This window comes from Chryseobacterium culicis (assembly GCF_002979755.1).
Lineage (GTDB): Bacteria > Bacteroidota > Bacteroidia > Flavobacteriales > Weeksellaceae > Chryseobacterium > Chryseobacterium culicis_A.
In genome coordinates, this window is record NZ_PCPP01000003.1 from 376,137 (window position 1) to 383,171 (window position 7,035).

Below are 7,035 nucleotides of genomic sequence, written 5' to 3' on the forward strand. Positions count from 1 at the left end.
TTAACATCATGCTTGCACCAGCGAGGAGAAGATTTGAAAATATACTATGGACTTTTATTACAGTCACTCTCCATAAAAATCTGAGCCCTATTAAAGTCTGGAATGAATTTCTTATCTACAAAATAGAGCATTCTTTCATCAATAGTTGATTGCCTGCCTTTCTTTAAATTAGATATATCTTGATTTGTCTTCTCAAAAAAAGAATCGAAAAAATTAATAATCTGCTTATCTTTTTCATGATTCAAATCAAAGATTATTAAAGAGCCTTTATAATTATAAGTCTTAATCCTGTTAGAGAGATTATCATTGTAATTCATTTTTGCAAAGCCGAAAAGATATTGATTATTACATTTTTTAATTAAGCTAATTTCAAAAAAGGCAAACTCCTTTTCAGTAATTATTTTTTCAATGTAATTATAAAACTCCTTCTTTTCGCGAGTCTGAGCAGAACATCCAAAATTCAATAAAAAAACAGATACTAAGAGAATTCTTTTAATCTTTTTTAAATTTTCCTTCATAAGCCTTAATTATTTGAGAGCTATTATATAAATCATTAAGTTTATATATAACTATTCTGAAAATTCAACCACAGATTGAAGCAAAGCTGGTTGCCATCCAAAGTTTAAAAGTAGTGAAACTTATAGTATATAAACAACCCCTGCATTCTTGCAAGGGTTGTTATTTATTCTAGAGTGGACACGAGTAGTATGGTTGTGCCAGCTGGGGAGAATTAATCTATATAATCTTTTGAAAATTTTATTTTTTGCTTTTCCAAAAGTTTTTTTATAATATATGCTTTTTCTTGTGGTAAAATCTCAATAATTTCATTTTGACAATTAAAAATAATATTCCAATAATCTGTATTATAAGAAAACGGAATCTTTCCTAAATTGAAATTTTCATATTGTACTTCCATATTTTTAAATGTTAATTGTAATATATCTGTTCTATTTAATGATTCGTCAAAAATCATTTTATAGCCCTTAATAGAATATACTTTACTATAATTAAAATTTAAAAGTAGTTGAGGATTTATAAAATAAAAACTTACACTAAGATCTTTATTATTAATGGTATTTGCACCAATTAATAATATGTTTTTTTTGCTATCAATTATAGTTTTTTCATTTTTATATTTAATATAACTCTCAATCAATGGTATTATTGCAGCATTATTATTTTTACAATCTTGACTTTTACAAGATATTGCAAATAATAAGAATAAGAAATATCCTGCTAAATGTAATTTGTTCATAGTTCCATTATTTATTTTGTCCAACGTATGTAGCATTTGTATTATCATATTTTATATATCCTTTACCAGATGATGGATATTTCCATGATGAATAAACGTGTAGGCTCTTAAATACACCTCCTTGAGCCGCCATCCTTACATCTCCTCCATCGCCAGCTATCCTATAAAATGTTGGTTTATTACCATTAAATCGACCAGTACTAAACCCGCTTGGTGCAATATTAGCATTTAAAGGGTGTGAGTGATCATAATCAATACTGTTAACCTGATCAACAATATGAAATGAATTTCCACCTAAATTTAAATGTGATACAACAAAATAAGAACTAACACTTTCGTTTTGTGAGTGATTTGTTCCTACTATATTTGAAGAAAAACCATCTGAAAAGGAAAATCTATCTCGAGCAAATTCTACATTTGTATTTGCACCAGCAAACTCGAAAAATTGTTTTGCAGCAGTATCATCGTTTATTTGTAAATATGTATAACTCGTTCCTCCCGCTATTTCATCATGCCCCGGAGTTTCAAAGGCTAATGTTTTTTCCACACCTATTTGTGAATCTCCTGTAGGGTTTTTCTCTGTTACATTCGTCCGAGCAATTTGTATAGATTTAGATTCATCTTCATTTGTAATAGTATCATAAGTATTATCATCTTTTGTTCTTTCTATATTACCATTGTTGAATATCTTAATTTTATCTTCTGCTTGCCTACCATCGGGGTCAATAAAACGTATAGGATTATTAAAAGCATAGTTATAAAGACTATACCTCGTCATTTTCTCCGCCAACGGATCAGCAACACCCCATCTTCCCATATCCGGCATATAAAACCTCGCCCCATAATCATACATACCTGTTTCCTGCAACTCTTTGCCGTTGTACTTATAACTATAATATCCTCCAAAATTAGAAGTACTAAGCATTCCTTCAATATGGTTTAAACCAAATGGATAATAGTTGTTGGTGTCGGTTATTTCAAGAGCGCCTTCGCTGTTTTTGGCAAAGCTTACTCTGGCATTGCCAAGGTGATCTCTGTACTGGTAAATATAGCGGTTTTGCAGGATAAAATAAAACCACCGCAATTGCAGTGGTTTTGTTTTTATTTGTGGACACCAGTGAGACGCTCGAGCCAGTGGGGGAACTTCCTTTTTAAATAAAAATATTTGTTCTCCTTAATAATTTTTTGTCATAGTATTTACATACAAAAGTAGCTTGGTAGTATTTTACTATAACCTACGCCCCATTTATCTTTTTTTGCATCTCCAATATCTATATAATCATAACCGTTTATAAAGGGAATTATAATGTCTTTTTTGCCATCAATTGATAATCTTATTTTTTTTACAGATTTATTTACCTTTTTGTAAGTAACCCCATAGCATCCTGATTCTGATACTGACTTAAAGTTGATGGAATCTTTATTATTAATAATTATCGTTTTTCCCTTAAAAGCAGCTCCATTGAACAATAATAAAATGTCATTATCTGTTTTTTGATATTCTTTAGGAATATCCTTAAAATATTCGTCTTCTGCAACTTTTTCATTACTAGTCTTTTCTGTTCGATCATCGTAATAATATTCAACAGAGAGATTTTTACAGCTATATAATAGTACTAAAATTATAAGGTAAAAAAATAGAAAGTATTTATTATTGTGTAATTTCATTTTTATTAATTTTTGGTTGTACTAGTTCGATTGTCTTTTTCATTTGATCAATTTGTTGTGGTAAAATATTTGTTCCTGTACCATCTCTCATAGACTTGTCAGGATTTCCTTCCGAATTTTGCTAATTATTTTTATTTTCTTGAGTATTTGAGACCTTGGAATCTTCCCAAATATGATTTAAACCCAAAGAATATGCTATCTCATGAGTTCTTCCTCTTGCAAGCGCGAACGTCCATAAACAAAATCATTAAGTTTATATATAGCTATTCTGAAAATTCAATTACAGATTAAGATTCTACAGATTGAAACAAAGCTGGTTGTCATCTAAGGTTTAAAAGTAATAAAACTTATAGTATAAACAAACCCTTGCAAAATGCAAGGGTTGTTATTTATTTTACTTTGGACACGAGTGAGACGCTCGCGCCAGCGGAGGGACTTTGACAGCGGAGTAATAATTATTCCTGACAATCTTCTAAGTCACTATTGAAACCTAACATTTGCTTTATTTCTTTTGTTCTATTTCCCATACAAATAAAATAAATCTTTCCCTTATCATCAAATCTAACTCCTAAATGAGGAGGAGAGTCATACATTATGTTTTTGTTAAAGGGTATTGAATGAAATGTTTTGGTTGTCTTAATATTTTTAAAATATTTATACAGAAGAATTTTATTATCAATATTATCCGTAATTATTACCACTTTGTATCCTTTATATTGAATAATAGTATCATTATCTGTAACAGCTCCGTCGCATTCAAAACAATTATATGAAAGACTAAAAATTTTATTTTTTGGATTTTCACTTTCAGATGACAAACCCATTAACAAATATGTTTTTGTTGGGTTAAATATTTCATTTTTTGATGAATAATAATTTATATAAGTATCAACAATATGATTTATATTAATTTTTTGAGCTGAACAACTACAGAATAGTCCTATAAAAAGTAATATTAAAAAAAAATTATTCAAAATTTGTTTTTTGACTATCATAATACATATATTTTTTTAATTGAGAAATGTAAACTCTTAGTTTTACATTAGGATTATCTTTTGCTACATTAATATCACAACCACCTTTCAGGCAACGAACATCTCCGCTAGGTCTGTATCCTTTTGAAAATGATTCAAATCCACTTGCAGGAGTCCAACCAATTCCATCATTAGGGTGGTTATGATCTTGAGCAAAAATTGTGCTTGGATAAAAATAATCACCATTAAAAGAGAAATTAGACATCCCTAAGTCTTTAGCATTAAATGGAGATTTTGTAGGCAAATGAAAAGTTCCAACCACTGAAAATATACCCTTAGACCCATTAAGTGAAGTATTTGAAGATTCTACACTAGTGTTATTATACATATATTCTGCAACTTCCTTTGCTTTTCCTTCATTATTATAGAAGCTTAAAGTTGTCATCCTGTCCGAAAAATTTCCTTCTGAATCTTTTAAAGGCACTTTTAAAGTAATTTCCTGTTTATTCTTTTCAATGTAACCTTTTTCTCCAACATCAACACCACCATCATTTTCAGCTTTAAGATTTCCATTATTATCAAAATTTTTAGAAGCATAAATTACATCTCTATCTGATTCTGCTTTCCAAATTAAATTTGCCTTTTCATCTAGTTCATATATGTCTTCATTTCTCCCGTCAGGATCAATAAAACGAATTGGATTGTTAAAACCATATCTAAATGGTGACCAAGCTCTATTCATTTCAGCCAACGGATCCACAACGCCCCATCTTCCAATATCTGCCATATACATCCTTGCGCCATAATCATACATTCCCGTTTCTTGTAATTCTTTTCCGTTGTACTTATAACTATAATATCCTCCAAAATTAGAAGTACTAAGCATTCCTTCAATATGGTTTAAACCAAATGGATAATAGTTGTTGGTATCAGTTATTTCAAGAGCGCCTTCGCTGTTTTTTGCAAAGCTTACTCTGGCATTGCCAAGGTGATCTTTGTACTGATAAATATAGCGGTTTTACAGGATAAAAGAATAAAACCACCGCAATTGCAGTGGTTCTATGTTTTAAGTGAAGACTAATCTGTATAATTCTTTGAGAATTTTACTCCTTTCTTTTCCAAAATATTTTTAATTTCTTTTGATTTTTCTTGGGGTAAAATTTCAACAACTTCGTTTTTACTATTTAACGTAATATGCCAGTTTGTTGTGTTATATGTAATAGCCATTTTAGCTAAATTAAGATTTTCATAAGGAATCTCTTTAAATGTTTTTTCTAACAAATAAGACTTATCTAAATCTTCACTAATAATTAATTTATATCCATTGACTTCATACACTTTAGAATATTTAAAATCCATTAATAATGCTGGATTTACAAAACACAAATCAATCCAGTAATTTCCATTTTTAGCATTATCACTTTGAGCACCGATAATGATGATATTCGTTTTTGGATTTATTACTTTTTGTTGATTTCTAAATTCTATGTAACTGGCAACAATGTTTCTTGCTGTATTATTCTCCTTATTAAAAACCGTTGTACTACAACTAAGTATTAAAACAAAGAAAATCAGTAGACAATATATATTCTTTTTCATTTTTAATTCTTTTTACCTCCAATAAATGTTGCATTTTTTGAGTCGTATTTAAAATATCCTTTGCCAGGAGTTGGCCATTTCCAAGTACTATATTGATACGTATTTGTAATTTGAGGATTATTACTTCTAAATTGTGCATCTCCTTGTTTTAAACCGTAAGTCATTACTGGAACATTATTTATAAATCTATCATTCCAACCTGATGGACCCACATTTGCACTAAGAGGATGGGAGTGTACATTTTCAAAATGACTTCCATCTTGTATAATATGTCCTCCAAAACTATATGCTTCCAACATAGCCCCAGCATTTACACTTTGATTAACAGAATGATTGGTACTTATAATACTGGTACTATACCCATCGCTAAAATTAAATGTATCTTGAGCAAACTCTACTTTTGTATTTTCCGCAGCAAATTCAAAAAATTGGGTGGCTGCATCATAATTCTGTATCTGCAAGTAACTGTATGTTGAACTTGCGCTTCCTTCCATTCCATCACTTTCAGGCAAATCAAAAGCTAATGATTTCATATTCCCTATCTGTGAATCTCCTGTAGGATTCTTTTCTGTCACATTTGTACGGGCAATCTGAATAGACTTAGATTCATCTTCATTGGTAACAGTATCATAGGTATTATTGTCTTTTGTTCTTTCTATGTTACCATTGTTAAAGATCTTAATCTTATCTTTTGCCTGCATTCCATCAGGATCAATAAATCTAATTGGGTTATTATAGGCATATGTGTATGTACTCCAACGTCTAGAAGCTTCCGCCAGCGGATCTATCACACCCCATCTCCCAATATCCGGCATATAAAATCTCGCTCCATAATCATACATTCCAGTCTCCTGCAATTCCTTTCCATTGTACTTGTAACTATAATACCCTCCAAAATTAGAAGTACTAAGCATTCCTTCAATATGGTTTAATCCAAATGGATAATAGTTGTTGGTATCGGTTATTTCAAGAGCGCCTTCGCTGTTTTTTGCAAAGCTTACTCTGGCATTGCCAAGGTGATCTCTGTACTGGTAAATATAGCGGTTTTCTGTGAAACTGTAAAATCCTTCAGCGGTAGGCACAAAATCAAGCTTCCATTCCGGTGTTATAACAATACCGGAAAGGGTATTGATATTTTTATAGGCCTGTTCTTCAAAAGCTGTTTCCGTTCGGCATTCCAGGCATATTCCGCCACCTTCACGATAGGTATATTGAAAGCCATCCAGGTAATCGGTCATCGTAATACTTGTCTGCCCGCGTGGCGGAGCACTGGAATAGGTTTTGCGAAGTTTTACCCCATCTGCACGGTAGAGATAATCCAGCCCACTGTTCATAAAAAGCCCTGAAGGATTAGCCTGGGTAATGGCAAAGGAATCCGGTAAATTCAAATAGTTGTACTGTATCGTCTGAATTCCTTTATCCTTCATATTAATCATATTCCCGTTCAGGTCATAATCAATGATATTATTTCCTCCTTCATAGCCTGTATCATTTAATGAGCTTTCAATAATCTGGTTCAGACGGTTTCCTGTATATTTA

At 31.1% G+C, this 7,035-nt stretch carries 8 protein-coding genes; all 8 read right to left on the reverse strand.

Translation table 11 applies throughout. The features are described from left to right. Positions 1 to 44 precede the first annotated feature (44 nt). On the reverse strand, positions 45 to 518 hold the full coding sequence (locus CQ022_RS18250) for a hypothetical protein (protein ID WP_105683724.1): 474 nt from the start codon (positions 516 to 518) through the stop codon (positions 45 to 47). A 212-nt stretch (positions 519 to 730) separates the two neighbouring features. Then, positions 731 to 1,255 (reverse strand): hypothetical protein, encoded by a 525-nt coding sequence (locus CQ022_RS18255; RefSeq protein WP_123864457.1) that lies wholly within the window; start codon positions 1,253 to 1,255, stop codon positions 731 to 733. A 7-nt stretch (positions 1,256 to 1,262) separates the two neighbouring features. Continuing rightward, entirely contained in the window at positions 1,263 to 2,339 is a 1,077-nt protein-coding gene (locus tag CQ022_RS23305) for an RHS repeat-associated core domain-containing protein (protein WP_105683726.1), read from the reverse strand. Positions 2,340 to 2,452: 113 nt separating this feature from the next. Next, a complete protein-coding gene (locus CQ022_RS18265) occupies positions 2,453 to 2,923 on the reverse strand; it encodes a hypothetical protein (protein ID WP_105683727.1) in 471 nt (156 codons plus the stop codon). Between the two features lie 455 nt (positions 2,924 to 3,378). Further along, complete coding sequence (locus tag CQ022_RS18270; protein WP_105683728.1) at positions 3,379 to 3,918, reverse strand: hypothetical protein; 540 nt, start codon at positions 3,916 to 3,918, stop codon at positions 3,379 to 3,381. Then, positions 3,890 to 4,906 (reverse strand): RHS repeat domain-containing protein, encoded by a 1,017-nt coding sequence (locus tag CQ022_RS23310; RefSeq protein WP_105683729.1) that lies wholly within the window; start codon positions 4,904 to 4,906, stop codon positions 3,890 to 3,892. Before CQ022_RS23310 ends, CQ022_RS18270 begins: the two co-directional genes overlap by 29 nt. A gap of 68 nt (positions 4,907 to 4,974) precedes the next feature. Next, positions 4,975 to 5,496: a hypothetical protein gene (locus CQ022_RS18280; RefSeq protein ID WP_105683730.1), complete on the reverse strand. Its 522-nt coding sequence runs from the start codon at positions 5,494 to 5,496 to the stop codon at positions 4,975 to 4,977. A 2-nt stretch (positions 5,497 to 5,498) separates the two neighbouring features. Next, on the reverse strand, positions 5,499 to 7,035 hold a 1,537-nt coding region (locus CQ022_RS18285; RefSeq protein ID WP_317046954.1), incomplete at its 5' end, for an RHS repeat-associated core domain-containing protein.